General features: G+C 63.9%; 24 protein-coding genes and 1 tRNA gene. 7 read left to right on the top strand and 18 right to left on the bottom strand.

The window, feature by feature from the left end:
- Positions 1 to 31: 31 nt before the first annotated feature.
- The 5 genes from rlmH to proB form a co-directional block, all read right to left on the bottom strand.
- Complete coding sequence (gene rlmH, locus JQ632_RS23660) at positions 32 to 514, bottom strand: 23S rRNA (pseudouridine(1915)-N(3))-methyltransferase RlmH (RefSeq protein WP_212404992.1); 483 nt, start codon at positions 512 to 514, stop codon at positions 32 to 34.
- A gap of 109 nt (positions 515 to 623) precedes the next feature.
- A complete protein-coding gene (gene rsfS, locus JQ632_RS23655) occupies positions 624 to 980 on the bottom strand; it encodes a ribosome silencing factor (RefSeq protein ID WP_212404991.1) in 357 nt (118 codons plus the stop codon).
- A gap of 191 nt (positions 981 to 1171) precedes the next feature.
- On the bottom strand, positions 1172 to 1816 hold the full coding sequence (locus JQ632_RS23650; protein WP_212404990.1) for a nicotinate-nucleotide adenylyltransferase: 645 nt from the start codon (positions 1814 to 1816) through the stop codon (positions 1172 to 1174).
- An 18-nt stretch (positions 1817 to 1834) separates the two neighbouring features.
- Positions 1835 to 3130 (bottom strand): glutamate-5-semialdehyde dehydrogenase, encoded by a 1296-nt coding sequence (locus tag JQ632_RS23645; RefSeq protein ID WP_212404989.1) that lies wholly within the window; start codon positions 3128 to 3130, stop codon positions 1835 to 1837.
- A gap of 214 nt (positions 3131 to 3344) precedes the next feature.
- On the bottom strand, positions 3345 to 4466 hold the full coding sequence (gene proB / locus JQ632_RS23640; protein ID WP_212404988.1) for a glutamate 5-kinase: 1122 nt from the start codon (positions 4464 to 4466) through the stop codon (positions 3345 to 3347).
- A gap of 198 nt (positions 4467 to 4664) precedes the next feature.
- On the opposite strand from proB, the gene JQ632_RS23635 reads away from it, so the two are divergent.
- Entirely contained in the window at positions 4665 to 5633 is a 969-nt protein-coding gene (locus tag JQ632_RS23635) for a Bug family tripartite tricarboxylate transporter substrate binding protein (protein WP_212404987.1), read from the top strand.
- 173 nt (positions 5634 to 5806) lie between these two features.
- Here JQ632_RS23635 and JQ632_RS23630 read toward each other — a convergent pair whose 3' ends face one another.
- The 3 genes from JQ632_RS23630 to JQ632_RS23620 form a co-directional block, all read right to left on the bottom strand.
- Complete coding sequence (locus JQ632_RS23630; RefSeq protein WP_212404986.1) at positions 5807 to 7441, bottom strand: alkaline phosphatase family protein; 1635 nt, start codon at positions 7439 to 7441, stop codon at positions 5807 to 5809.
- A 70-nt stretch (positions 7442 to 7511) separates the two neighbouring features.
- The gene (gene obgE / locus JQ632_RS23625) at positions 7512 to 8552 is read right to left on the bottom strand and encodes a GTPase ObgE (RefSeq protein WP_212404985.1); all 1041 of its coding nucleotides are present in this window, start codon (positions 8550 to 8552) and stop codon (positions 7512 to 7514) included.
- Between the two features lie 96 nt (positions 8553 to 8648).
- Complete coding sequence (locus JQ632_RS23620; RefSeq protein WP_212404984.1) at positions 8649 to 9128, bottom strand: MaoC family dehydratase; 480 nt, start codon at positions 9126 to 9128, stop codon at positions 8649 to 8651.
- Between the two features lie 118 nt (positions 9129 to 9246).
- Here JQ632_RS23620 and JQ632_RS23615 point away from each other — a divergent pair, with 118 nt between their 5' ends.
- The gene (locus JQ632_RS23615) at positions 9247 to 10164 is read left to right on the top strand and encodes a DMT family transporter (protein ID WP_212404983.1); all 918 of its coding nucleotides are present in this window, start codon (positions 9247 to 9249) and stop codon (positions 10162 to 10164) included.
- 189 nt (positions 10165 to 10353) lie between these two features.
- On the opposite strand, the gene JQ632_RS23610 is transcribed toward JQ632_RS23615, so the two are convergent.
- The 3 genes from JQ632_RS23610 to rplU form a co-directional block, all read right to left on the bottom strand.
- Complete coding sequence (locus tag JQ632_RS23610; protein WP_212404982.1) at positions 10354 to 10947, bottom strand: GNAT family N-acetyltransferase; 594 nt, start codon at positions 10945 to 10947, stop codon at positions 10354 to 10356.
- Between the two features lie 140 nt (positions 10948 to 11087).
- Positions 11088 to 11357: a 50S ribosomal protein L27 gene (rpmA, locus tag JQ632_RS23605; RefSeq protein WP_212404981.1), complete on the bottom strand. Its 270-nt coding sequence runs from the start codon at positions 11355 to 11357 to the stop codon at positions 11088 to 11090.
- Positions 11358 to 11459: 102 nt separating this feature from the next.
- Positions 11460 to 11846, bottom strand: coding sequence for a 50S ribosomal protein L21 (gene rplU / locus JQ632_RS23600; RefSeq protein ID WP_212404980.1), 387 nt, complete (start codon positions 11844 to 11846; stop codon positions 11460 to 11462).
- A 339-nt stretch (positions 11847 to 12185) separates the two neighbouring features.
- On the opposite strand from rplU, the gene JQ632_RS23595 reads away from it, so the two are divergent.
- Complete coding sequence (locus JQ632_RS23595; protein ID WP_212404979.1) at positions 12186 to 13301, top strand: ROK family protein; 1116 nt, start codon at positions 12186 to 12188, stop codon at positions 13299 to 13301.
- Positions 13302 to 13545: 244 nt separating this feature from the next.
- Here the strand turns inward: JQ632_RS23595 and JQ632_RS23590 are convergent, their stop codons facing one another.
- The gene (locus JQ632_RS23590) at positions 13546 to 14409 is read right to left on the bottom strand and encodes an alpha/beta fold hydrolase (RefSeq protein WP_212404978.1); all 864 of its coding nucleotides are present in this window, start codon (positions 14407 to 14409) and stop codon (positions 13546 to 13548) included.
- 119 nt (positions 14410 to 14528) lie between these two features.
- Between JQ632_RS23590 and JQ632_RS23585 the strand changes: the two genes are divergently transcribed.
- Together JQ632_RS23585 and JQ632_RS23580 are read left to right on the top strand one after the other, a co-directional pair.
- Positions 14529 to 14618, top strand: a tRNA-Ser gene (locus JQ632_RS23585).
- Positions 14619 to 14891: 273 nt separating this feature from the next.
- On the top strand, positions 14892 to 16481 hold the full coding sequence (locus JQ632_RS23580) for an alkaline phosphatase family protein (protein WP_212404977.1): 1590 nt from the start codon (positions 14892 to 14894) through the stop codon (positions 16479 to 16481).
- Between the two features lie 43 nt (positions 16482 to 16524).
- Here JQ632_RS23580 and JQ632_RS23575 read toward each other — a convergent pair whose 3' ends face one another.
- Together JQ632_RS23575 and JQ632_RS23570 are read right to left on the bottom strand one after the other, a co-directional pair.
- Positions 16525 to 17739: an EAL domain-containing protein gene (locus JQ632_RS23575; RefSeq protein ID WP_212404976.1), complete on the bottom strand. Its 1215-nt coding sequence runs from the start codon at positions 17737 to 17739 to the stop codon at positions 16525 to 16527.
- A gap of 573 nt (positions 17740 to 18312) precedes the next feature.
- A complete protein-coding gene (locus tag JQ632_RS23570; protein WP_212404975.1) occupies positions 18313 to 19476 on the bottom strand; it encodes a hypothetical protein in 1164 nt (387 codons plus the stop codon).
- 342 nt (positions 19477 to 19818) lie between these two features.
- On the opposite strand from JQ632_RS23570, the gene JQ632_RS23565 reads away from it, so the two are divergent.
- Complete coding sequence (locus tag JQ632_RS23565; protein ID WP_212404974.1) at positions 19819 to 20439, top strand: LuxR C-terminal-related transcriptional regulator; 621 nt, start codon at positions 19819 to 19821, stop codon at positions 20437 to 20439.
- 48 nt (positions 20440 to 20487) lie between these two features.
- On the opposite strand, the gene JQ632_RS23560 is transcribed toward JQ632_RS23565, so the two are convergent.
- From JQ632_RS23560 to JQ632_RS23545, 4 genes are all read right to left on the bottom strand, one after another.
- Positions 20488 to 20736: a hypothetical protein gene (locus JQ632_RS23560; protein WP_212404973.1), complete on the bottom strand. Its 249-nt coding sequence runs from the start codon at positions 20734 to 20736 to the stop codon at positions 20488 to 20490.
- Between the two features lie 99 nt (positions 20737 to 20835).
- The gene (locus tag JQ632_RS23555; RefSeq protein WP_212404972.1) at positions 20836 to 21207 is read right to left on the bottom strand and encodes an Hpt domain-containing protein; all 372 of its coding nucleotides are present in this window, start codon (positions 21205 to 21207) and stop codon (positions 20836 to 20838) included.
- A gap of 188 nt (positions 21208 to 21395) precedes the next feature.
- Positions 21396 to 22103: a Crp/Fnr family transcriptional regulator gene (locus JQ632_RS23550; protein ID WP_212404971.1), complete on the bottom strand. Its 708-nt coding sequence runs from the start codon at positions 22101 to 22103 to the stop codon at positions 21396 to 21398.
- Between the two features lie 198 nt (positions 22104 to 22301).
- The gene (locus tag JQ632_RS23545) at positions 22302 to 23012 is read right to left on the bottom strand and encodes a Crp/Fnr family transcriptional regulator (protein ID WP_212404970.1); all 711 of its coding nucleotides are present in this window, start codon (positions 23010 to 23012) and stop codon (positions 22302 to 22304) included.
- A gap of 874 nt (positions 23013 to 23886) precedes the next feature.
- On the opposite strand from JQ632_RS23545, the gene JQ632_RS23540 reads away from it, so the two are divergent.
- The coding region (locus JQ632_RS23540) for a hypothetical protein (protein ID WP_212404969.1) at positions 23887 to 24090 on the top strand (204 nt) is incomplete at its 3' end.

Below are 24090 nucleotides of genomic sequence, written 5' to 3'. Positions count from 1 at the left end.
CTTTACGCAAAGGTGCTCGTTGTGGCGCGCGTCACGCGCGGTGATAGGGATGGCCGGCCAAGATGGTTGCGGCCCGATAAAGCTGTTCCAGAAGCATGACGCGGACCATTTGATGCGGCCAGGTCGCCGAGCCGAACGCCATTGCAAGCTTGGCCTTACGCCGCAATTCGGGCGAAAGTCCGTCCGCGCCGCCAATGACGAATATTGTATGTGCGGTCCCCTCGTCGCGCCAGCGTCCGAGATTCCGTGCGAATACGGTCGAATCGATATTTTGGCCGCGTTCGTCCAGCGCCACGATGACCGATTTGTCAGGAACATGCGCGCCGATCGCGGCGGCCTCCTCAGCCATGCGTGTCGCGGCGTCGCGCGCGCGGCTTTCGGGGACTTCGTGGACGCTGAGTTCGCGGAATCCGAGCTTGCGGCCGATCTCGTCGAACCGCTCGAAATACCGGTCGGCAAGCTCCCGTTCCGGCCCCTGCTTCAGCCGGCCAACTGCAATGACGGCAACACGCATGATGGCTCTAGGGTCATGTCTCTAGGGTCGCGTTTTCAAGACCGCGCGCATTGTGCGCGCGCACGACGCTAGCATGCGCGTCAGCCGATTCGAAATCGGCTTCGACCCTCTAGATCGCCTTCGCCGCGCCGGGGCCCTGAGTGTACAACCTCTCGAGATTGTAGAACTCGCGGACCTCGGGTCTGAACACGTGCACGATCACATCACCGGAATCGATCAGCACCCAGTCGCAATTGGGCAAGCCCTCGACATGGATGTTCTTGATGCCGTTTTCCTTGAGGCCCTTCGTGACGTTTTCCGCGATCGCGCCGACGTGCCGGTTCACCCGGCCCGTGGTGACGATCATGTAGTCGGAGTACGCCGATTTGCCGCGAAGGTCGATGGTGACCGTTTCTTCCGCCTTCATATCGTCGAGGCGCGAGAGGATCAGATTCAGCGTCTTGTCGGCGTCGGGTTGCGCCTTCAAGGCCGCAGCTTGGGTCGATGTTTTACGCGCGGTTTTGACCTTGGGTAAAACAGACTTGGACAATACAGACGGGGCCAGGGACCATTCCTTTCCTGTATCGCGAACTCCGAATCCGGGGTTCGCCGTTACACTACATCATGTGGGGTTAAGGGTTTCAATACGCCAGTGCTCCTCCCCCTCGCGATTTGCCCTTACTTGGGTGCCTTCCAGCTTCCGTCCGGGTTCCGCAAGGTCGTTGACGACAGGTTGAGCTTCAGTCCGGTGAGGAAGACCCAGGCGGGCGCCCGCCGGTCCGCAAGCAGGCCGGCCTCATTCTCGGGCAGGCGGTAGCGCGCGAGCGCGCGGGCCGCCGGCGAGGCGAGGGCGCGAAAACTTTGTGGGGGGCGATCGACGACCGCCATCGGCATCTGGGCCGCGATGCGCTGCCAGTCCTGCCAGCGATGGAATTGCGCGAGGTTGTCGGCGCCCATGATCCAGACAAAGCGCAAGCCGCTTGCGCGGCGGCGCAAGAAGTTGACCGTGTCGATAGTGTAGCGCGTGCGGATGACGGATTCGAGACAGCTCACTGCGATGCGCGGATCGTCGGCGACCTCGCGCGCGGCCTTCATGCGCTTGCCAAGCGCATGGAGCGCGCCGTTCTCCTTGAGCGGATTGCCTGGAGTCACCAGCCACCACACGCGATCGAGCTTGAGGCGCGTGAGCGCGAACTGACTGATCGCGCGGTGCGCGAGGTGCGGCGGATTGAATGAGCCGCCGAGCAGCCCGATGCGCATGCCGTTCGTAGAGGGCGGAAGCGCTTGCGCCACGAAGGGCGGCACGAGGAATGTGTTGCTCAATGCGCGCGCCTCGCGACGTTACGGTCGCGTCTGTCCGGTGCCGTGGACGCGGTACTTGAAGCTCGTCAACTGCTCGGCACCGACCGGGCCGCGCGCGTGAAATTTTCCGGTGGCAATGCCGATCTCGGCGCCGAAACCGAACTCGCCGCCATCGGCGAACTGGGTCGAGGCGTTGTGCAGCACGATCGCGGAATCGACCTCGCTCAGGAATTTTTGCGCGGCGGCTTCGTCCTGGCTCACGATCGCGTCGGTGTGGTGTGAGCCATGGTTCTGAATATGCGCGATCGCGCCGCCTACGCCATCAACGACCTTGGCCGCGATGATCGCGTCGAGATATTCGGCGTCCCAATCGTCTTCGGACGCGGCCTTCACGCGCGCATCGGCATGCTGCACAGCCTCGTCGCCGCGCACTTCGCAGCCGGCGTCGATCAGCATTGCGACCAGCGGCTTCAGCTTAGTCGCGCTAGCTGCGCGATCGACCAGCAGCGTCTCGGCGGCGCCGCAGACGCCGGTGCGCCGCATTTTTGCGTTGAGCACGATCGATTTTGCCATGTCGAGATCGGCGCTTGCATCGACATAGACGTGGTTGACGCCTTCGAGATGCGCGAACACAGGCACGCGTGCCTCGGCCTCGACGCGCGCGACGAGGCTCTTGCCCCCGCGCGGCACGATCACGTCGATCGCGCCGTTCAATCCTGAGAGCATCAAGCCGACCGCCGCGCGGTCGCGCGTCGGCACCAGCGTGATCGCGGCCTCGGGCAGGCCCGCTTCGCGTAGACCTTGCGCCAGGCAATCATGGATCGCACGGCAGGAGCGGAAACTGTCGGAGCCGCCGCGCAGGATCACGGCGTTGCCGGCCTTCAGGCAGAGCACGCCGGCATCGGCCGCGACATTGGGCCGGCTTTCAAAAATGACGCCGACGACGCCGAGCGGCACGCGGACGCGCTCGATGGTCATGCCGTTCGGCCGTTGCCAGCTCTCGGTCACGGTGCCGATCGGATCGGCAATGCCGCGCACGATGGCGATGCCCTCGGCCATGGCCTCGACGCGCGCCGGAGTCAGTGCGAGGCGATCGATGAAGGCGCCTGTAGCATCACCGCTGGCGCGAGCCTCGGCCACGTCCTCGGCATTGGCCGCGAGAATGGCCGCCGCATTGGCACGAATGGCCCGCTCCATCGCCTCCAGAGCCCGGTTCTTCTGCTCGGCCGGCGCCAGCGCCAGCACGCGCGCAGCAGTGCGGGCTTGGGCGGCGAGATCGGACATCAGCGCCTGGAGATCGGCGGTGCCGTCGAGGGCTTTGAGGGGGGCGGCCATGGTGGTTGAACCTTCTGCTAAGGCGGTGTCCTAGCACGGAAATCCCGCATTTGCGAAGGGCGGGACGGGTATGGCTGGGCTCCAGGGATCGACTGATGGCTGGGCCAATGGCCTAGCCCTCGGCGTCATTCCGGGGCGATGCGAAGCATCGAACACGGAATCTCGAGATTCCGGGCCTGGTCCTTCGGACCATCCCGGAATGACTCGGATACGGCTACCCGCCCACCACCAGATCGTCGCGATGGATCATCTCGGACCTCCCGCTGATGCCCAAAATGACCATGACGTCGGGCGAGGAGCGGCCCTTGATGCGCTCGGCATCCTCGGCGTCATAGGCGATCAGGCCACGGCCGATCTCACGCGTGTCAGGCCCGCGCACGATCACAGCGTCGCCGCGGGCGAACTGGCCTTCGACCTTGATCACGCCCGCCGGCAGCAGGCTCGCGCCCGCGCGCAAGGCCCTGACTGCGCCGGCATCGATCGTCAGAGTGCCCTTCGGCTCCAGCGAGCCCGCGATCCAGCGTTTTCGCGAGGTCACGGGATTGGCGGGCGTCAGGAACCAGGTGCAGCGGCCGCCATCAGCGATCGCCTGCAAGGGATGCTCGATCTTGCCCGAGGCGATCAGCATATGCGTGCCGCCCGTCGTCGCGATCTTCGCCGCCTCGACCTTGGTGCGCATGCCGCCGCGCGACAGTTCGGATTCGGCGTCGCCTGCCACCGCCTCGATGTCGGAGGAGATGCTGTCGACGACCGGGATCAGCTTTGCGTTCGGATTGTTTTTTGGCGGCGCGTCGTAGAGGCCGTCGATGTCGGATAGCAGCACGAGCAGGTCAGCGCTCGCCATGGTCGCGACGCGCGCGGCGAGGCGGTCATTGTCACCGTAGCGGATTTCGTTGGTGGCGACCGTGTCGTTCTCGTTGATCACGGGGATCGCGCGCCATTCCAGAAGCTTGCCGATGGTGGAGCGTGCATTGAGATAGCGGCGGCGCTCCTCGGTGTCCTGCAGCGTCACCAGAATCTGGCCGGCGCCGATACCGTGGTCGCCCAACACCTCGGACCAGATCCGCGCCAGTGCGATCTGGCCGACGGCGGCCGCGGCCTGGCTCTCTTCCAGCTTCAGCGGTCCGCGCGGCAGCTTGAGCCGGCTGCGGCCGAGCGCGATCGAGCCTGACGACACGATCAGCACGTCGCGCCCCTCGCGATGCAGTTTTGCGAGATCGGCGGCGAGCGCCGCGAGCCAGGACGCGCGCACCTCGCCGGCGTTGGAATCGACAAGCAGCGCCGAGCCGACCTTGACGACGATGCGGCGGAATTGACTGAGTTCGGGGCTGGCCATGGCGGTCGTCGAATAGCTCTGCGTTGGGAACGGCGGAGCGACAGAGGCGGCGCCGATGTGTGCTTTTGCAGCAGGACGGTGGCTGGCGCAAGGCAGCGGAGCCGGTAAAAAGAGCCGATAATAGGCCGAACGGCGCTCTTGTCGGCGGCTGCCGGGCGAGTCTATGCCTCGGTTAATCAATAACGGGGGAGGATGCACATGGACCGCCGCAGCTTCATCGCCGGAGGCCTCTCGCTACCATGGCTGACACAGGCCGGCGGCGCGCAAGCCCAATCCGGTCCGCTGACCAAGATCATCTTCCCGTTCTCGGCGGGTGCCGGCGGCGACACGTTATGTCGGCTGGTGGCGCCGCATCTGGCGTCACAGCTCGAGCGCACCGTGATCGTGGAGAACCGCACCGGCGGCGACGGCCTGATTGGCATCAAGGCCGTGAAGGGCGCCAACCCTGACGGTGCCACCATTCTGGTGACGACCGGTCCTACCATGTACCTGCTGCCGATGGTGGAGACCACGCCGAGTTTTGATACGGCAAAGGACTTCATGCCCGTGTCGCTGCTGGCGCGCTTCGAATTCGCGCTCGTGGTCAGCCCGTCGATCGGGGTGACGGACTTCAAGGGTTTCGTCGCCTGGCTGAAGGCGCATCCGGACAAGACGTCGTTCGGCGTTCCCAGCAACGGCACCATTCCGCATTTCACCGGTTCCAAGCTGGAGAAGGATCTCGGAATTCCCATGACGCGCGTGCCGTATCGCGGCACCGCGCCGATCATCACCGATCTCATCGGTGGTCATATTCCGTTCGGCATCACCACGCTGGCCGACGCCGTCCCGCAGCACCGCGCCAAGGGCGTGAGGATTCTCGCGGTCTCGAGCGCAGAGCGCTCGCCCTTCGTGCCTGAGGTGTCGACCTTCAAGGAGAGTGGCATCGATCTCGTTGCCGACGGCTGGTACGGCATGTGGCTTCCCGCCGGCAGCCCCCCGGACTTTGCCGCAAAACTCAGCGCGGCCGCGGTTGCGACGATGGCAAAACCCGAGGTGCAGGAGAAGCTGACGGCGATCGGATTGATCCCGGTCGGCAGCACGGCGGAAGGTCTGTCCAAGCAGCTCGCTGCCGACATCGCTCTCTGGCAGCCGATCGTGAAGGCGACGGGGTACAAGATCGAGAATTAGACTCCGGCGGCACCAGACACGCGGTCGTCATGGCCGGGCATAGCCGTCCGAAGGACGGCGTCGCTTCCGCTCGCCTATGACCCGGCCATCCACGTGCAGCCGCGAATGACGCAAGACGTGGATGCCCGGGTCAAGCCCGGGCATGACGAGCCGAGAGAGCTCGGTCGGTTAGCCTAGAGCTTCGCGCGTTGCGCGATGCCGTCGCGGATCGAGGCGAGTTCGGCTTCGTCCCAGATGCCGATCAAAATGCCGCCCTTCACCTGGAGCTGGTTGTCGGCATAGGCCGCGATTTTCTCGTTTGGCGTGGTGATGTGGCCGCTCGGATGCAGCGCCCAATCGAACAGGGCGGCCTGCAGCCGCGCGATCACGTCGGCGCAATCCGGGTCGTCGCCGCGATCGACGTATTCCTCCGGATCGGTTTGCAAATCGTACAGCATCGGGCGGAAGCCGGAGGCGTGGATGTATTTCCAGCGGCCGTCATACACCATGAACAGACGGCAGCGTTCGATCGGCTGATTCAGCTTCAGCCGGACGTCCTGCATGGCGTAGTCGTATTCGGAGAATACGACCTTGCGCCAGTCCGCAGGTGTCGGCCCGCGCAGCAGCGGCAGCAGCGAACGTCCTTCGAGGATGTGCGCGGGGACCTTGCCGCCGAAATAATCGACGAAGGTCGGCGCGAGATCGATGCCTTCGACCAGCGCATCGCTCCTGGTGCCGCGCGTCGGGTTAGCTTCGGGCGAGGGATCGATCACGATCAGCGGGATCTTGGCCGACTGTTCGTGGAACAGGTCCTTCTCACCCATCCAGTGATCGCCGAGATAATCGCCGTGATCGGAGGTGAACACGATCATGGTGGATTCCAGGAGGCCGCGCTCCTCCAGAAACTTCATCAGCACGCCCATCTGGTCGTCGATCTGCGTGATCAGGCCCATATAGGTAGGGATCACCTTGTCGCGGGCATCGTCGCGCGCCATGTTGCGGGAGTAGCGCATGTCCATGTAGGCGCCGAACACGGGATGCGGATTCTGCTGTTCCCGCTCGGAGCGGATCGCCGGCAGCATGTCCGCCGTCGTGTACATGCTGTCATAGGGTTTTGGCGCGATATAGGGCCAGTGCGGCTTGATGTAGGAGAGATGCAGGCACCACGGCCGGCCATCGATCTCGGCCTCGGTGATGAAATCCATCGCGCGGCGCGTCATGTAGGGCGTCTCGGAATGCTCTTCCGGCACGCGCGCGGTCTTGTCGGCGTGAACGAGCAGCCAGCCGTTCTGCAAGCTTCCGTCATCATCGGCGCCGGAATTGGCCCAATGCTCCCAGGGGTTCGGCGCATCGAATCCCTGGCGGCGCAGATACTCGTCGTATTTCGGGCGCGCGCGTCCCGTCGGATGCAGACCGTCGTCGCGCTCATAGGGCTCAAAACCGCATTCGGCGACGTGGACGCCAATGATCGATTCCGGCGGAATTCCGAGCGCCTTCATGCCTTCGAGGTCGGGCGCCATGTGGGTCTTGCCGACCAGCACGTTGCGCACGCCGATCTTCTTCAGGTGATCGCCGAGCGTCGGCTCGCCGACGCGCAGCGGCCAGCCGTTCCAGTGCGAGCCGTGCGAGCGCATGTAACGCCCGGTGTAGAACGACATCCGCGATGGTCCGCAGATCGGCGACTGTACATAAGCATTGGTGAAGAGCACGCCACGCTTGGCCATGGCGTCGATGTTCGGCGTCTTCAGCGTGGGATGGCCGGTGCAGCCGAGATAATCATAGCGAAGCTGGTCGCACATGATCCAGAGAACGTTTTTCGCGCGCGCCATGCCTCGCCCCTGCGTCTTCTTGATGGTGCGATGCTGCGCTATCGCGCGGGCGAAGACAAGCGGGCGGCGGTCAGGTCGCCCAGGGCTCCGCTTCCGCCGCGCTCTTGGCCTTGGCGGACACCGGGCTCTCACCGATGATGTCGGCGAGCGCGCGCAGTGCTTCCTTGACGCCCTGGCCGGTAATGCCTGACATCAGCAGCGGCGTCTTCTTGGCGGCGCGCTTCAGGCGATCCTTCTGCTTCTTCAACTCGTCCGGCTCGACCGCGTCGATCTTGTTCAGCGCGACGATCTCGATCTTGTCGGTGAGCTGCCCGCCATAGGCATCGAGCTCCTTGCGCACCGTCTTGTAGGCCTTTCCGGCATGCTCGCAGGTGGCGTCCACGAGATGCAGCAGCACGCGGCAGCGCTCGACATGACCGAGAAAGCGGTCGCCGAGGCCCGCACCTTCATGTGCGCCTTCGATCAGTCCGGGAATATCGGCGAGCACGAATTCGCGGCCGTCGGCGTTCACGACGCCGAGCTGCGGATGCAGCGTGGTGAAGGGATAGTCGGCGATTTTCGGCTTGGCCGCGCTGACCTTGCTGAGGAAGGTTGATTTGCCGGCATTGGGCAGGCCGACGAGGCCGGCGTCCGCGATCAGCTTCAGCCGCAGCCAGATCCAGCGCTCCTCGCCTGGCTGGCCGGGATTGGCGTTGCGCGGCGCGCGGTTGGTCGAGGACTTGAAGTGCGCGTTGCCAAAACCGCCATTGCCGCCCTCGGCGAGCACAAACTTTTCGCCGACTTTCGTGAAGTCGTGGATCAGCGTTTCGCGGTCTTCGTCAAAAATCTGCGTGCCCATGGGCACCTTCAGCACGATCGCCTTGCCGTTGGCGCCGTGGCGGTCCGAACCCATGCCGTTCTCGCCCTTCTGGGCCTTGAAGTGCTGCTGGTAGCGGTAGTCGATCAGCGTGTTCAGCCCGTCGGCGACCTCGATGACGACATTGCCGCCGCGGCCGCCATTGCCGCCGGAGGGGCCGCCGAATTCGATGAACTTTTCGCGCCGGAATGCCACGCAGCCGTTCCCGCCGTCACCGGAGCGGATATAGACCTTTGCTTCGTCGAGGAATTTCATGGGCCATAGGTAGGGCAGGGAGGGGCGCGCGGCAACCCGAACTTGTCCGTGGATATGGCGAAAATCAGCGATTTTCGGGCCTTGCTTAACCTCAGATCAGGCCGGCCGCCGCCGGATCAAGAACTTCTGCATCCCCTCCAGCACCAGCTCCTTGCGCTGGTTGAACACGGTGCTCCTCAGCGTCACCGCGCCGGTGGTGCGGCCGGGCACCAGCTCGGTCACCTCGAGCGCTGGATAGATCGTGTCGTCGGCGAACACCGGTTTGAGGAACCGGCTCGATTGTTCGAGGAAGCCGACCAGCGAGTCCTCGACCATGAAGGGGAACAACCCCGCGCCGGGCGCGGTGTGAATCAGAGTCTGAAAACCGTGGGCGAGCAGATGCGGCATGCCGCGGGCGCGGCAATATTCCACGTCATAGTGCACCGGATGGGTGTCGCCGCTCGCGGTCTGGAACGCGGCGAACACTGCCGAGGTCTGGGTCCGGCTCGGCAGCACAAAGCGCTCACCGAGGACGAAATCCTCGAACCAGCGTTGCCGGGGGACCATGCGGTGCTGGGTCGGGTCGAACTCGGTCATGGCTTTTCATCTCTCGATGGAGGAGCCTATCGGTACCGCGCTGCGACGAGTGCGACAATCCGATCAATTCGTGATGCATGGGCTTGTCGTGAGCCTCGATGCCGCTAAAACAGCGCCAATGCCTCTCTTCAAGAAACTCTCAGCCTACGACGAACGCTCCGCACGGTTGGCCGGCATCGCCCTGATGCTGCTGTCGATCTTCATGTTCTCGTTCGGCGACGCCATGGGCAAGTTCATGGTGGCGACCTATTCGGTGGGGCAGCTGTTGTTCCTGCGCGCCTGCGCGGCGCTGCTCCTGCTGTCGCCGATCATCTGGCGGCAGCGCCGCGAATTCACCCGGCTCGAGCGGCCCTGGCTCCAGCTTCTGCGCGTGACGCTGTCGACGCTGGAGGTCGCGGCCTTCTTCCTCGCGACCGTTTACCTGCCGCTCGCCGACGTCATCACCTACTATCTCGCGGGGCCCATCTTCGTCACCGCATTGTCGGCGCTCCTGCTTGGGGAGCATGTCGGCTGGCGGCGCTGGACCGCGATCCTGATCGGGTTTTGCGGCGTGCTGATCGCACTGCGCCCATCCGCGCAGACCGTCAGCCTGCCGGCGCTGATCGCGCTCGGCGGCAGTCTCTCCTTCGCGGTGCTGATGCTGATCACGCGCTCCCTGCGCCAGACGCCCGACATCGTGATGGCGTCATCGCAGTTCGTCGGCACGTTTCTGCTCGGCCTCGGGCTCTCGGTATTCCACTGGGTGCCGCCGACCTCGGGCAGCCTCGTGCTCTTTGCGCTCGCGGGACTCACCTCGGTCGCGGCGCTGTTCTGCGTCAACCGCTCGCTCAAGCTCGCGCCGGCGAGCGTGGTCGTGCCCTATCAATACTCCATGATCGTGTGGGCGGTGATCTTTGGCTTCGTCGTGTTCGGCGACGTGCCGTCGATGGCGACCATCATCGGCGCCGCCATCATCATCGGCGCCGGCCTCTACATCTATCTGCGCGAGCGCGATCTCGGCCGCCAGGAGGATACGCAGGTCAGCCCGCCGGTGTAGTTTCTTACCCTCCCCTGGAGGGCCCTGGAGGGGGAGGGTCGGCTCACATTGAGCGCAGCGAAATGTGAGACGGGGTGGGGTGATCTCTCAACACGGGTAGCGTCGGATGGGGAGAGACTGTCACCCCACCCCGCTCGCGCTTCGCGCGATCGACCCTCCCCCTCCAGGGGAGGGTCAAGACGCCGGCGCCTACCTCACCCGTCGCGCGCTGCTCCAGCTCTTCAGCGAGGACCAGACGCCGCGCGTCAGGCGAAAGCTGTCGACCGGGGTTGACGATCCCAGCGCCTCGAAGCGGTGCAGCTCGACGCCGCTCCACTGGAAGCCGCACTTCTCCAGCACGTTGCGCGAGGCCGGGTTGGTGACGCGCGCGCCGGCGTAGAGGTGATCCTCGAAAAACTCCTCGAAGAAGAAATCGATCGCGCCGCGTGCGGCTTCGGTGGCGTAGCCACGGCCCCAATGCTCGACGCCGAGCCAGTAGCCGAGCTCGGCATTGTCGGGCCTCGAGCGATCGATGCCGACCATGCCGACCGGCGTCTCGTCATGCGCGATCAGAAACACGCTCTCGCTGCCGAGCTCGGCCGTGGCACGGATGAACTCCACCGCATGGTCCTGGAGGTAGGGATGCGGCAGGCGACGGGTGTTCTCGGCGACGCGCAGGTCGTTGGCGAGGCGCGCGATGGCCTTCACGTCGGCAAGTGTCGGGCGGCGCAGCGTCAGCCGCTCGGTGGCGACGACGCTCGGTCTCGCCTCGCGCAAGGTCGTGCTCGAAAAGTCCTGCAACATGTCCGGCTCCGTCAACTTCCATAAGTCAAAACGAAAAGGGGAGGCCGGTTTCCCGCCTCCCCTGGAGCCTTCGATCTTTTGATCTTGAGGACTCCGCCGGTTTGGTCAGGACCCGGCGGACTCCAAATTTGATCCACCGTCTATTCAGCCGCCTCTGCCATCGGAAGTACCGATACAAATGTGCGACCGTTGGCTTTGGCCTGGAACGCGACGCGACCCTCGATCTTGGCGAACAGAGTGTGATCGGTGCCCATGCCGACATTAAGGCCGGGATGCCAGGTGGTGCCGCGCTGACGTGCAATGATGTTGCCGGGAATCACGCGCTCCCCGCCGAACACCTTGATGCCAAGGCGCTTGCCCTTTGAATCGCGACCGTTGCGCGATGAACCGCCTGCTTTTTTGTGAGCCATGGCTCGTCTCCGAAATCCTGCGTATCTCTAGATCAATTCCTTGACGGAATCATTTCACAATTTCTCACGCATCAATTCGTGAATTGGCGTGATCAAATCGCGTTATTCAGCGGCTTCCTTCGAAGCTTCCTTGGCCACCTTCTCCTTCTTCGGACGCGGGCCCTTGGTGGGCTTGGCGTTGTCCGTCAGGATCTCGGTGACGCGCAGAACCGTGATCTCGTCGCGATAACCGCGCTTGCGGCGCGAGTTCTTGCGGCGGCGCTTCTTGAACGCGATGACCTTCGGTCCGCGCTTGTGGTCGAGCACCTCGACCGCAACGGACGCACCCGCGACCGTCGGAACGCCCAGGACCGGCGTGTCGCCGCCGACCACCAGAACTTCATTCAACTGCACGATCGTGCCGACTTCGCCGGCGATCTTGCCTACTTCGAGAACATCATCCGGGGCGACGCGGTATTGCTTGCCGCCGGTTTTGATGACTGCGAACATCGTTTTTTTCCTTCGTGTTCAATCCCGACCTTGCGGACAGTTACGTCCGGGTCGGCTTTTTGTCAGTCGCTATGGGTTTACGATCCTTGCGCGGGCGGGATTTATCCCATTGAAAACCCACGCAAAAGCAAGCGGCGCGAGAACGCCCCGCGCCGGATCGGCCGGACTTATAGCGGCTCACCGCTCCAAGTCAAGGAAAACCGGGGCGAAAAGGGCCCAAATCTGAAGGATTTGGCCGGTTTTTGCCGGCACCGAGGGGCCGGATAATTGGCCGCATCTGCAACCATCGGGTTCCCGCGCCGTTGTCCCGCCGAACATGTAAAGCGGGCAAGGGCTCCCATGGCAACGGACGAACTGGTCGCGACGACAGGCATCGCCCAGCACGGCGCGATCCGGCTGCCGTCGGTGGATGTCGACAGCTTCAACCTCGAGATCAAGGACGAGGACGGTTTTCTCGGCGACCGCGCCAGCAAGGGCGCGTTCCGGGCGATCCTCGACCATTGGCGCAAGCCGCTGCGCAAGACCGGCGAGGATCCCTTCGGTGATGAGCCCTCCGAGAAGATCAGCAAGAAGGTATTGGACGACATGCTGGTCGGCGACGACACCGAGGCCTCCGCCGTGGTGCACAGCGCGATCGAGGAGTTCGCTCAGGAGCTGGCCTATGTCACGCAGCGTTTCCTGAAGACCAAGGCCTGGGCCAAGACCGAGCGCATCGTGGTCGGTGGCGGGTTTCGCGATTCCCGGTTAGGGGAGCTCGCGATCGCGCGGGCCGACATCATCCTGAAGTCCGAGGATTTCAAGATCGACATGGTGCCGGTCCGCGCCCATCCGGATGAAGCCGGCCTGATCGGCGCGCTGCATCTTGCGCCGTCATGGATCTTCGAAGCCCACGATACGATCCTCGCCGTCGATATCGGCGGCACCAATATCCGCTGCGGCTTGGTGGAAACGCGCTGGAAGAAAGCAAAAGACCTGTCAAAAGCCGCGGTGTGGAAGTCCGAGCTGTGGCGTCACGCCGACGACGAGCCGACGCGCGAAGGCGCGGTGAAGCGGCTCATCAAGATGCTGAAGGGGCTGATCACGCAAGGCGAGGACGAGGGTTTCAAGCTCGCGCCCTTCATCGGCATCGCCTGTCCTGGCGTGATCAACAACGACGGTTCGATCGAGAAGGGCGCGCAGAACCTGCCCGGCAATTGGGAGAGCAGCAAGTTCAACCTGCCAGCGAGCCTGATCGAGGGTATTCCGGAGATCGGCGGGCACGACACCGCGATCCTCATGCACAATGACGGCGTGGTGCAGGGCCTGTCGGAAGTGCCCTTCATGCAGGACGTCGAGCGCTGGGGCGTGCTCACGATCGGCACTGGCCTTGGCAATGCGCGATTTACCAATCGCCGCAAGGACAGCGGCAACGGAAAAGACCGGGACTCTACGGAGAACGGCAAGAAAAAGGGCTAAAGCGTTTTCGAGCGAAGTGGGGTACCGGTTCGCGCCAAGAAAACGCGTCGAACCAAGGACAACGACAAGCAGTAACCTTGACCGGTTAGGTTAAGGGACGGATTGCGTTGCGGCGCACAGGCTACTCGCTAGGGTCGATCCGTCGTCTCACCTGGCCGGCGAAGCCGCCCTTCCCGACCAGATTTTAATGAGCGGCACGGGACCGCCGGTGTTTACCGCGTCTGGCGGTCCCACCCCTGGGGTTTCAGCTCCACCCTTTTCGTCGAAAGAATCCCGCAATCTCCTCGGCCGCGCGATCCGGATCCTCGCGATGCGGGAAGTGTCCGACATCAGAAAACATCGCGAGATCGAGATCGGTGAAGGTTTCGCTCATACGATCGGTCCATGCATAGGGAAACAGCGGATCGTGCTCGGCCCAGCGCACGCATGTCGGCACCGTGATCGGTGAGAGTTGCGGCGCTTCGCCCTTCATCATGGCGACGCGCGCGGCATGAGCCGCGCGATAATGCGCAAAGCCGCCGGCGAGATTCCCCTCTTTGAAGAAATTATCGGCGAAGACGTCGAGCACGTCGTCGAAGGCATCCTTGCGATGCGACCAGGTCGTGAGAAAATGCGCGATATAGAGCCGGCAGTTTTCGCGCGTCGCACCGACGAGGCTTGGGGCCATCTCCATCTGGTGGAACGACTGGTACCAGATGTGGTTGAGCCGGTCGGGCGCTGCCATGCGCGGCCCGATGCCGGGATAGACGAAATCGAAGAAGAACAGCCCGGCGAGGCGCGCCTCCGCGCGGCGGGCAAGGGGCTGCATCACGGCGCCGCCGACGTCATGGCCGACGACGCCGGATCGCTCGACCCCCAGCGCATCCATCAGGGCCAGCACGTCTGATGTGTGCTGGTCCGGCCCGTAAGGGCCATCCGGCTTGTCGCTGTCGCCGAAACCGCGCAAATCGGGCGCAATCAGCGTGAAGCGGGAGGCCAACCGCGTCATCACCGGCTCCCAGGTCAGCCAGAATTCCGGCCAACCATGCAGCAAAAGCAGCGGCTTGCCGGTGCCGGTGCGAGCCACATGGAAGGTGGCGCCGTTGGCTGTGACAGAAAGATGCTCCATCCCTGTTCCCATGCCGCAAAGAGGTGGCGGATTTTCGCCCTTCCCGCCTTGTCTGGCCCGCCATCCTCGCCTAGAAGACACCCCGACCACAGGGGCTCTGCCCCCGATTTGGCCCTCAAGGAGAGGTGGCAGAGTGGTTGAATGCACCGCACTCGAAATGCGGCATAGGTGCAAGCCTATCGGGGGTTCGAATCCCTCCCTCTCCGCCATATCGCCCTGAGCCGAAATCAGGCTTCGCTGCACGCCAGGAACTGCCGGTGTCACCCTCGGTGGGCCCTGCGTTGACGCCATGCGCGGCTCGGTCCTGCGGCCCGAAGTCCGGTGTCGCCCGGCGGCGATCGCCTTGACTCTATCTTTGGTTGTGGAACCATCGCGCTCATTGGATCGGGCGATGCCCGGTCATCAATGATCCTTGTTCGCGGCAGTCGCTTTCTTTTCGAGTCGTTTCATGCGGGGCCGCCAGCTCCATTGGGTGCGAAGACATGGCCAAGATCGAGCACGTTTTCGTCCTCATGCTGGAGAACCGGTCCTTCGATCACATGCTGGCCTTTTCCGGGTTGCCCGGCGTCAAGCCGCCACAGGTGAGCTTCCATTTCCAATCCGGCGCGGTGGATCAGTTGGACAGCGATCCACCGCACGAGTTCGACGACGTCGCGGCTCAGATCGATTCCGGCGCGATGGACGGCTTTGAGAAGAGCGGCGGCCCTGACACGATGAAGGGATTCGACGCAGCCTCGCTTCCGGTCCTGCTGGAGCTCGCGGCGAACAACCTCTATTTCGACAATTGGTACTCCTCGATGCCGGGCCCGACCTGGCCCAACCGGCTGTTCGTTCACGCCGCCTCGTCCGGAGGGCTCGACAACAGCATGGGCACGCTGGACGTGGTGCGCGCCGTGACCAATCCCGGCTATGCGCTGCAATTCGAGAACGGCCATTTGTTCGACCGGCTTGCGGCAAAGGGCGTGTCGTGGCGGGTCTACCATCATCACGGCAGCTTCGATTTCGACTTTCCGCAGGTGCTGGCGCTGAAGGGAATGGTCGACAAGCGAAACGACCCGCGCTTCTTCCGGCACTTCAAAAGTTTCGCCGCCGATGTCGCGAGCGGCGACGTCGCCGGCTACACCTTCATCGAGCCGAGCTACGGCCTGCCCTCGTTCAGGGGTGGCAACTCGCAGCATCCCACCGGCGCGATCAGCCTTGGCGAGATCCTGATCAAGAAGGTGCATGACGCGATCTTCGGCCGGAAGGTGGGCGCCAACAGCGCCATGCTCGTCACATGGGACGAGCATGGCGGCTTCTTCGATCACGCAGCCCCGCCGGCGGCGACGCCGCCCGGCGACAAGCCGCTGAACCACAACAGGGCCGGCAATCCGCGCAATTGCGCATTCAACGGTTTTGGCGTGCGCGTGCCGGCGGTGCTGATCTCACCCTGGCTACCGGCAGGCCTGGGCTCGACCATCTTCGGAGGCAATGCGAGGTTCGACCATGCCTCGGTCGTTCGTGCGCTGCGATCGACCTTTTCGCTCGGTCGCAAGCTGACGAACCGCGACGAAGCCTCGCCGGACTGGAATGCGGCGCTGCTCGCAAAACCGAGAGACGTCTCGCTGACCCTGCCGAAAGTCGCGGCGAAGGCGCTTCGCAGACCTATTCCCACCGCGAAGGAGGTCGTCCGGGAAGAGGTGGCGCCGAGCGGCAATGTGCTGGGCACCGGACAGATCGTCGCCGATATCGACTGGCACACCGCCCAGCGCCTGCACGTTCCGCCGGTCATCGCCTCGCAATTCGAAGCGAGGATGGCGAAGGCCCACCGCGTCCTGTCGGTCACCGCTCCCGGCCCTGTGTCGGATGCCGCCGTTGGCGAAGCTCACCTCTCGGTGCTCGAATATATCGCCGCCGTGAGAGACCGGGATGAGCGCCTGCGCAAGGCCGAGCAACGGCAGAGCGCGCCGCGCAAGCGGCCGCTGTCCAAAGCCCGGAGCGTCGCGAAGCCTCCGGCAAAAAAGCCGGCCACGAAGCCTGCAAGCAAGGCCGCGAAGAAGCTCAAGGCGCGCAAGCGGCGAGGCGGGCGCTAAAACGCTTCAAGCGACGTGGCTACCGGTTCGCATCAACGCAGCCTCACGCCCCTCCCATCACCGTCCGCGTCAGCGAGCTGCGTGCGAACTTCTTCAGCGGCGCCGGCTTGCCGAACAGGTAGCCCTGCACGAGGTCGAAGCCGATCTCGTTGGCGACGATCAGGTCGGCGCGACTCTCGATGCCTTCGGCGAGCGAGGGTACGCCGTACTCCCGGGCGAGTTCGACGATGTGGCGGCACACCGTGCGCTTCAGGCGGTCGTTGCCGCTGCCGGTGACGAATTGGCGGTCGGCCTTGAGCTTGACGAAGGCAAACTTGTCGATGCCCATCAGCCCCGGCCAGTTGGCGCCGACATTGTCGATCGCAACGCCGATATTGTGAAAGCGCACCTCACGCGCGATCTCGTTCAAAGGCGCGAGCTCCTCGATCGCGTCGTCGCTACCGATCTCGATCGTGAGTCCGTGGAACGCCGGGTGCGTCGGCATGCGCCGGCAGAGCTCGCGCACGGCCTGCGGGTCCCGCAGGTATGACGCGGGAAGGTTGATCGAGAGATCGGTCGCGTTTTGTCGTTCCAGCAGATAGTGCCAGTCGGCAAGGACGCGCTCGATTACGAACTCGGACAAGGCCCGAAAATGCGGATCGTCCGCGTCGGGGATGAAATAGGCCGGCGGCACCACGCCCCAGGTCGGATGCCGCATCCGCACCAGAGCCTCGGCACCGGAGCGAACGAGTGTGCGCGCGTTGATCTTGGGCTGGTACCAGAGCTCGAGCCAGCCGGCATGCAGGGCCTCGCCGACATGCACGGCGGGACTCGGTGCCGGCTCGTCCGGCAGCAGCGTCGCGACCCGGTCGCGCAGCGTCTCGGCCGCGAACGGCGTGGTCAGCGGCAGCAGCATGTCGAGGTTATATTCCGCGCCGACCTGCTGCACGGCCTTCAGGACGATGGAGTCGCGGGCGCCGACGGTGAGAACCTTGCCGCCGAATTGCGTGCGGACCAGCGTTTCGAGGACTCTGCCGGGCTCCAGCCCGTCGACGGCGATACCGAGCAGGACGAGGTCCGGCAGCTCGGCGGCGAGGACATCGGTGAGGTCATCGACATGGCCGCATTCGCTGGTGACGAAGCCGAGATCCTCCAGCACCTCGCAGAGGAAGGCGCGCAGATGCCGCTTGCCGTCGACAATGCACGCACGCGGCGTGACCTTTCTCCGCCCAAAAGTCGCAACTTTCCGCCCGACGAGTTCGCCCAGCCCATCTTCCATCGCACCACTCCCGTTTCGTGACGGTCTGATAACGGCCAGCGAAGCTTCAAATATGGAGAGCTTGAGATGATTGTTGGATTATCCGAGTAACGTTAAAGCGCGCATTACGTGTAAAATTGTATGAATGTTTTTGAAGAAGTTTTTGCAATCGGTCGACGCCGCGCCGACCTGCGTGGAAACCTAACGACATAGCCTGCGATCATGCACCGCGATGAAGTCGAGGCGTCCGTGCAAACAGGCAGCGCGGCACGCAAGCCGTCGCCCAATTGAATAATAGCGGTATCAGATGCCGGTTGCGGCCTTGTCGTTATCCACCGCTTTCTCGTCGGTGGTGGATAAAGTTCGGGACGGCGCTGCAGTCAGTTGCATAACCGCGCCGCGCAACTGTGAACCATCTCACAAGTGTCCCGCGGCAGTCGCGCTAAGTCTTCCCAAGGGCCGGGGAGCCGGCCGTCGAGGACCGCAGCGATGACGACGCGGCGCATGATAGTCTGGTGGTTCAGGTTTGTGTTGTCGGGACGGTTTCTCGACCGCTTTCTCAGTCTGCCGCGCGCGTCGCGGGACTGATTCCCTTCAGGTCTGCCCGATCAGCTTCCGGAACACCGCTGCGCCGTCGGTGACGGCGTCGCGCCCCTTCCATGCGAGATAGGTCAGCCGGCCGGCCAGGGATTGGTTGCTGCGCAGACGGCGCGAGCCGAGAATGTGGCCGACATTGACGGGAAAGCGGCTGACTTCGGCGGCCACGAGTGCTGCGATCGCGTCCATCAATTGCTGCAGGCGGACGCCCCAGTCCGACTGCTCGATCTCGTCGATGCGAACCTTCAGCGAATATTCGGTGTCGTAGATGTCGGCCAAGAGGTCGCGGGCGACCAGGACGCGGTTGTGCTTGAGCGCGACCCGCAGCGCCAGGCGCCTGTCGTCGAGCTGGTCGAGCACCATGGAGACCGCCATCGCATAGGGCGTTGCCGCCACGTCCGTTGCACTCTTGCTTGCGGCGGGCTTGGTCGCGAGCCGGATCAGGTGCCAGTATGTCTGCAGACGCCGTGCGACCAGCGTGATCGCAAAGGGTAGCGCGTTCGGATGGGATTTCCTGATGACGTCCAGCAGCACTGTGACCTTCGCCACCTGGCTGTCGTCGAGCTTGCCGATCCGCTCCGGCAGCTTGGCATTGAACTTCATGAGCGCGTCATGCGAGCGCAACACGTGCAGTATCTTGATGACGTCGTCGAACGCGGTGCGCGACGCGGTATATTGCCCGAGCTTGGCGCGCGATATTTCCTCGCCGTCGGACGAGGCCAGCGTATTTTCCAGAACCTTGACGACCTTGGTCTGAAAGCCGGAGGCGATCTTCATCGCTTCCTTGGGGTTGTTGGCGTCGGTCTGGTCGGTGATGGCCTTGATGTAGTCGCGCGCCATGGTCGGCAGCAGGTCGCGGCAGATCCACTCCCAGATCGGGGTCAGCGTGTTGCGCGAGATCCGGCCCGCATTGGCGTGCTCCGGCGCGCCGTCGATCAGAAAGCGTTCGAGCGGCGCGAAGAAGTAGCGCGACGGATTGCTGGCACGGGCGAGTGTCGATCCGTCCTTGCGGAACTCGGCGCGCAGCTTGGACTGGATGTCGGACGAGCCCGGCATGTCGATGCCGCACAGCTCCAGCCGCTCGAGCTCGCTGAGCAGACAGCTCCGCGACAGCGGCGTCAGCCGTTGCAGAAACTCCCAAAGCCGATCGATCTCGCTCATGGCACGCAATCTTCCGCAGCGTTTCCCGTCCGGCTACCAGCCCGGTACGTGGAGGCATTTGCGCGCTCGCAACCGAGGCTAAGAGAAGCAAGCCCCCGTTAATTAATCCGTAAAATCCGGGAACCGCGGGGGCCGGATCCCCGGAACGGCCATCGGGAGGGCATTTCCACGAAAGCCTAAGAATCAGGCATCTTTCGCAACCAAAGCGTGGTAATCCCTAAGTATTCGCAAGCACTAATTGTGTAGTCGCCGCGAATCTTACGTAAAACTGCCTGATTTACCGTAGTCTTACGGAGTAAAAAGTTAACCACGATTCGGCCCGGGTTCCGTTAAACGAATCACATGGGGCATCAGCAAGATACGGCCGCTGATTCGCGGCCGTCGGATTGGTACGACGACAGCGCTTCTCCGCACGAAGCGCTCGACCTCTCCCGGCTGAATGGCGCGCGCATCCAGGCGGCTGACGAGGCCGCCGCCGCGATGGCCCGCGAGCTCAACGGTCCCCTCACCGCGCTGCTGCTCTACATGGGCGAGATCAAGCATCACAGCGATCAGCTTGTGTCGGCGTCGGGCGACCGCGCCTATATCCAGCGCGTGGTGGAAAACGCGCTGACCCAGACCGAACGTGTCTGCGCGCTCGTCAAGCAGTTCGTCGGACCGCAAAGGAACGGCCCGGCCGCCGTTGCCGCGACGACGGAGACGGATGCGAAATCCGGCCGCGTGCAGCAGGGGCCGCGCCCCGGCGTCGAATTGTCGAACCTGTCCGGCCCGAAGCGGCTCACCAAGCGCGAGCGCGAGGTGCTGCGGTTGATCAGCGAAGGCTATTCCAACAAGCAGGGCGCGCTGCGGATGCAGATCAGCCCGCGGACGTTCGAAAGCCACCGGGCGGAGGCGATGCGCAAGCTCGGCGCGCGTAACACCGCGGACCTGGTTCGCGCGGCGCTGCTACATTCGATCGATTGAGACGGGTTTGAAGACGGGCTTAGCGCCGCGCGCGCGGCTCGGCCGTTTTCAGTAGAGATCTTCCGCGAAGGGACGGATGCGCGAGCCGGGCCGCAACGGCTTGGGCTCTTCCTTCGGCGCGCTCGGGATGATCGTGATGGTCCAGCGGGGAGGGATGGCCGATTCCTGCTCCAGCACCGAATGCACGAAGCCGGTCACCGCTTTGCTGCCCGATTTCACGGTCGCCATGCGGCCGTTGAACTGTGCGATGCGGAAGCGGCGGACTTCCTTCTGGTCCGCGGTTTCATAGGTGAACATGGAGGCCCTCCTGGTCTCGCGCGACTATCGCCACCTATGATTAGCCATGTGTGAAAATTCTACGCCGTAGAAGTACGGCGGGGTGCGGGGAGGCGGAGACTATCTCGCGGGCTCGAGCTCCAGCGCTGCGGCATAGGCGGCATCGACGCGGTCCATGAGGTTGCAATAGTCCGCGTCCGTCAGTACCTCGACACTGGTCTCGAGCTGCAAGGCGAGCGCGGCCAACCGGCGATAGCCGAAGGTGCGCGCGGAGCCTTTCAGCGAATGCGCCTCGCGTGCGATTCGCGCGCGATGCTGATCGAGCGCAAGCTCGCGGAAGCGCTTCAGGCGCGCATCGGTGTCGTCCCAGAACACGGCGAGGACCTCGCACGCGCCGTCGTGCCCGATCTCACGCACCAGTTCCTCGAACGCACCGGGGGCGCGCGCGGGCTCGGTGTCGGCCGCCGGCACGCCGGCGATAGTGTTGAGCATGGTTGTCCGCCCTGATCCTGGCCCTGGTTCTTGGCCGGCCGCCGCCTGCGAGACGGAGGCTTTCCCCGGCTCGCGCTTCTACGCGGCGAAGATTTCGGTTGTCGTAGGAATTCGGCCGGCTTTTTCCGCCGCGTGTCAGCGCGGCGTTTACCACGTGGCCGCCGCCGGGCTGCCGCCGCGATTGGCGATCATGACGACCCGAGCAGCCGTTCGTATTGCATCTTGACCGTCGCATAGCACTCGCAGGTCGTCTGACGCAGCCCGTCGATATTGTTGATCTGGATATGGCCGCGGCTGTAGTGGATGTAGTTAGCATGCTGGAGCGTGTTGGCGACCAGCGACACGCTGTTGCGGCGCGCCCCGATCATCTGCGCCAACGCCTCCTGGGTCAGCAGTAGCCGGACGTCGCCGGACAGATCGTGGGTTTGCAGCAGGCATCGCGACAGCCGCGACTCCACGGGATGGGCAGCATTGCAGCCGGCGGTCTGCTGGACCTGCGCATAGACGGCGAGGCCATGACGGACGAGCAGGGCGCGCAGGCTCGCGCTCTGGTCGGCGGCCGCACGCAACCGATCGAGGTCGAGGACCGACGCCGCTCCGGCGACCAGCATGATCGCGGTATTGAGGGCGGGCGCTTCGCCCATGGCGGAATCTGCGCCGAGCAGGCTGTCGCGTCCGATCATGGCGACCTGCACATGCTCGCCCTTGGCGAGTTTCACCACCAGGGAGATGACACCTCGATGCGGAAAGTAGGCCCGCTTGAGGGTCTCGCCCGCCTCGACCAGCACGGCTTCGTGCGGCAGGTCCACGATGCGCAAATGCGCACGGATCAATTCGTAGTCGTCTGCCGACATGGCAGACAGGAAGCCGTTGGGTGGACGCACCATCGAATCCATAGCCGCCTCTCGCCTGTGCTGGCTGACGAAGCGCCGCTCGCCGCGCAAGTCCCGTCTGCCCTGCGCAGGCTAGGTTCCATCATGTGACCGTCGGGATATATTGGCAATTGGGACATTTGGCGCAATTTGGTCGTGGCGAGCAGGCCGGGTGCGCATGTGCACGTTGGCATGCAGACGGATCGTCGCCGCCGGTGCGTTTCATGGCCCTGTTTTCAACAGGCGCTCGTACTGCGCCTTGACCGTGTCATGGCACTCGCAGGACGTTGCGGCCAACGCCTCGGCATCGATGATCTCGATCTGGCCGCGGCTGTAGCGGATGATGCCGGCCTGCTGGAGGGTGTGCGCCACGATCGAGACGGCGTTGCGACGCACGCCGATCATCTCCGCGAGGAGTTCCTGGGTCAGCGGCAAGGCTTCGCGGTCGCAGAGGTCGCGCGCGCGCAACAGCCAGCGCGTCAGCCGGGCCTCGACCGGATGCAGCGTGTTGCATAGCAGCGATTGCTGGACATGCGCCAGCAAGGCCTGCTCGTGCCGGACAATCAGGCGACGAAATCGCGCGCTGGCGTCGGCGACCTCTCGGAACACCGCAATATCGAGGACCGCCGCGGTGCAGGGAAACAGCACCGTCGCGTTGGTCGGCGTCCGGCCGTCGGCGAGCGCCGCACCACCACCGATGACGCTGTCGCGTCCGAGTAACGCCACCGCGATCGATTGTCCCCCGGCGAGGCTGACCGTCATCGACACGGTGCCCTCATGCGGGAAGTACACTTGCTTCTGCCTGGCATCCTGCTCGCCCAGGATCGTCGCCCTGCCCATTGCGACGGTCGAGAGATGAGGCTGCAGCAAGGCGAAGTCAGCCGCATCGAGCATCTGCAGCAATTGGTTTGCCGGGCGGTCGCCTGCGGTCATGCGAAGCTCATCGTGCTCCCAACGTTGGCCCTTCTATCCAGGTGCAACAAGATGCTTTGCATTTAAGGTACTAGTTGTGCGTCGGTTTATATTTGCGTTCGAAGGCAGGCAGCCCGCCGCATTGCGGCGGAAATGTGAAGAGTGTGCTTCGAAAGGCCAGGCAGCGGTGCCTTGGCGCAGCGGGCGGGAGAAAAAGGCAAGTGGGCCATCATGAGCGGCATGCTGGCTGACGGCAAGCGACGATGCCGCAGACTGTTGGCGCCTTGATGACGGGGATCATCTCGGACGGATTCCGGCGATTTTCATTCACCGGTCATCGTTCGTATTCCGAGCGACGTTCTCGTTGGACGGATGCGCGACATCCTGCATTTCGATTGAAGCCCATGCGCGGTTTCGAGTCGGTGAGGCTCTTTCACGACAGCGCGCCGACGATCCCGCTGATCGCCGTGATCAATGAGTGTCTGTCCGAGTCCGATACCGCTTGCTCCACCACGAATGCCAAGCGACTAGGTTAGCGCACCGGTGACCGGTCGTCCCCTGGGCTAGGCAATTGTTTACCGTGAATGCAGCACGCGCGCCTCGGCCGCCATGCGCAAGATGCCTGTCGTCGGTGCGCCGGCAAGGGCCGGTGATTTGATTCAAATTGCGCAGCCTCAGCGCAGCGCCTTCGATCGCCACGGCTTTTTTCATGCTCCCGCTGTCGTCGTCAGGAGGTTGCGCGCGTCCCATCCTGCACGCGTGAACGCGGCGCATTTGTCCAGCCGGCGCGCTCAAATGCTTCAGTTGTCTTCAATATCCGTATTAGCACGGAGGCCGAAATTAACGGGACCGTGAAAGGGAGTGTCTAACCATTCAGGGGAGGGCACTCCGCTGTTTGTCGAAGGCGTTCAGGCGCCGCCGATTTTCTCCGCTGGCAACGATGCCGGCCGCGAAAGGCCCGTTTGGCCGACGAGATCAAGGGCCGCAAGCCGGCCGCGAAGTCTGGGTTAGTAAGGCGTATCTCATGGATGATCTGTTGCGGGAGTTTTTGACGGAGACCAGCGAGAGCCTGGACACCGTGGACAACCAGTTGGTGAAG

Origin of the sequence: Bradyrhizobium liaoningense (genome assembly GCF_018130955.1) — a bacterium.
Taxonomy (GTDB): domain Bacteria; phylum Pseudomonadota; class Alphaproteobacteria; order Rhizobiales; family Xanthobacteraceae; genus Bradyrhizobium; species Bradyrhizobium liaoningense_C.
This window is presented reverse-complemented; position numbering and strand designations above follow the sequence as displayed.

What these genes read in the sequence shown, in the direction of transcription:
- rlmH (WP_212404992.1), bottom strand. Translation starts at nt 514, where the DNA reads ATGCGTGTTGCCGTCATTGCAGTTGGCCGGCTGAAGCAGGGGCCGGAA.
- JQ632_RS23645 (WP_212404989.1), bottom strand. Translation starts at nt 3,130, where the DNA reads ATGGCCGCCCCCCTCAAAGCCCTCGACGGCACCGCCGATCTCCAGGCG.
- proB (WP_212404988.1), bottom strand. Translation starts at nt 4,466, where the DNA reads ATGGCCAGCCCCGAACTCAGTCAATTCCGCCGCATCGTCGTCAAGGTC.
- JQ632_RS23635 (WP_212404987.1), top strand. Translation starts at nt 4,665, where the DNA reads ATGGACCGCCGCAGCTTCATCGCCGGAGGCCTCTCGCTACCATGGCTG.
- JQ632_RS23630 (WP_212404986.1), bottom strand. Translation starts at nt 7,441, where the DNA reads ATGGCGCGCGCGAAAAACGTTCTCTGGATCATGTGCGACCAGCTTCGC.
- obgE (WP_212404985.1), bottom strand. Translation starts at nt 8,552, where the DNA reads ATGAAATTCCTCGACGAAGCAAAGGTCTATATCCGCTCCGGTGACGGC.
- JQ632_RS23620 (WP_212404984.1), bottom strand. Translation starts at nt 9,128, where the DNA reads ATGACCGAGTTCGACCCGACCCAGCACCGCATGGTCCCCCGGCAACGC.
- JQ632_RS23615 (WP_212404983.1), top strand. Translation starts at nt 9,247, where the DNA reads ATGCCTCTCTTCAAGAAACTCTCAGCCTACGACGAACGCTCCGCACGG.
- JQ632_RS23610 (WP_212404982.1), bottom strand. Translation starts at nt 10,947, where the DNA reads ATGTTGCAGGACTTTTCGAGCACGACCTTGCGCGAGGCGAGACCGAGC.
- rpmA (WP_212404981.1), bottom strand. Translation starts at nt 11,357, where the DNA reads ATGGCTCACAAAAAAGCAGGCGGTTCATCGCGCAACGGTCGCGATTCA.
- rplU (WP_212404980.1), bottom strand. Translation starts at nt 11,846, where the DNA reads ATGTTCGCAGTCATCAAAACCGGCGGCAAGCAATACCGCGTCGCCCCG.
- JQ632_RS23595 (WP_212404979.1), top strand. Translation starts at nt 12,186, where the DNA reads ATGGCAACGGACGAACTGGTCGCGACGACAGGCATCGCCCAGCACGGC.
- JQ632_RS23590 (WP_212404978.1), bottom strand. Translation starts at nt 14,409, where the DNA reads ATGGAGCATCTTTCTGTCACAGCCAACGGCGCCACCTTCCATGTGGCT.
- JQ632_RS23580 (WP_212404977.1), top strand. Translation starts at nt 14,892, where the DNA reads ATGGCCAAGATCGAGCACGTTTTCGTCCTCATGCTGGAGAACCGGTCC.
- JQ632_RS23575 (WP_212404976.1), bottom strand. Translation starts at nt 17,739, where the DNA reads ATGGAAGATGGGCTGGGCGAACTCGTCGGGCGGAAAGTTGCGACTTTT.
- JQ632_RS23570 (WP_212404975.1), bottom strand. Translation starts at nt 19,476, where the DNA reads ATGAGCGAGATCGATCGGCTTTGGGAGTTTCTGCAACGGCTGACGCCG.
- JQ632_RS23565 (WP_212404974.1), top strand. Translation starts at nt 19,819, where the DNA reads ATGGGGCATCAGCAAGATACGGCCGCTGATTCGCGGCCGTCGGATTGG.
- JQ632_RS23560 (WP_212404973.1), bottom strand. Translation starts at nt 20,736, where the DNA reads ATGTTCACCTATGAAACCGCGGACCAGAAGGAAGTCCGCCGCTTCCGC.
- JQ632_RS23555 (WP_212404972.1), bottom strand. Translation starts at nt 21,207, where the DNA reads ATGCTCAACACTATCGCCGGCGTGCCGGCGGCCGACACCGAGCCCGCG.
- JQ632_RS23550 (WP_212404971.1), bottom strand. Translation starts at nt 22,103, where the DNA reads ATGGATTCGATGGTGCGTCCACCCAACGGCTTCCTGTCTGCCATGTCG.
- JQ632_RS23545 (WP_212404970.1), bottom strand. Translation starts at nt 23,012, where the DNA reads ATGACCGCAGGCGACCGCCCGGCAAACCAATTGCTGCAGATGCTCGAT.